We start from the raw sequence: 974 nt of genomic DNA on the forward strand, positions 1-974 counted from the left end.
CTGCTTAACATATCAATCGGCACGGGCCCGCAACAGCAAAGCGCCTTCGCGCAAGATGTTATGGTCCGGCCATCTTCTCGCCACACAACAACAAAACAGAATTCCCAATGCGTTTCACAATCATTTTGTCAACATTGCTGCTTTGCTCTGCCTGCAGCGAAACATCTTCGCAAACCGCCACTGTCATTCCACCCGCAGCGCCCATCACTGCACCTGCCGCTGCGGCTGCTACTGCGCTGGTATTGCCCGACGCAAAGGATGCTACCCAGGCATTTCTTCTCATGATGGATATGCAGGAGTACAAAAACGCCGTACTCAAGCTTGGCACCTGCGTACCGGCTGTTGAGGCCAAGCACCCGGGCCAGGTGGCCTGCACGGTGGCATTGAAGATCGGGGCTGGAAGTTCTGAAACCCAGGCAGATTTTTACCGCCGCGGGAATAAATGGGTGGCCCAGCCGAGCAGCTCGCAGGATAAGTTGCCGTTTCCGGATCCCAAGCTTTGAAACAGGCACCGCTCATACCAAACATTAAGTGTTCACATCACAATCGAGGTAATTCATGAGTACCAGAAACACAGTCGCGGCTCTTCTTCTTGGCGCTGTTGTTGCCAGTGCCACCTTCGCGCAAGTTGCTGTTACGCCAGCCCCCGATCATTCCGCCCTTCTGCAAAGCGCGGATCCCCAGCTTTCGCAAAACAAGCGCCTTGTCTATGACTTCTGGCGCGAGGTCTTTGAAGCCGGCCAGCTCGAGCTGGCAGAGAAGTACATGGCTGAAAATTACATTCAGCACAACCCAAATGTTCCTACGGGTCGTGCAGCGTTTGTCGAGTTCTTCGGCAAGTTCAAGAAGCCGAAGCCGATAGAAGCCAAGGTCGCAGCGCCACTCGTAGCCATTACGGCGGAAGGAAACCTGGTCATCCTTAGTTTTGTGCGCGAGCAGACGGATCCCAAAGATCCGTCGAAGAAATACACGAC

At 54.3% G+C, this 974-nt stretch carries 2 protein-coding genes; both read left to right on the top strand.

Features of this window, described 5'->3' with window-relative positions:
• Window positions 1–346, top strand: a 346-nt coding sequence (locus tag AC1D0Z_RS22835) for a hypothetical protein (protein ID WP_477660414.1), incomplete at its 5' end; no start/stop codon positions are given.
• Window positions 347–558: 212 nt separating this feature from the next.
• Window positions 559–974 (top strand): nuclear transport factor 2 family protein (locus AC1D0Z_RS22840; RefSeq protein WP_477660415.1); only part of this gene is annotated, 416 nt, incomplete at its 3' end.

It is taken from the genome of Polaromonas sp. P1_E3 (genome assembly GCF_056405935.1).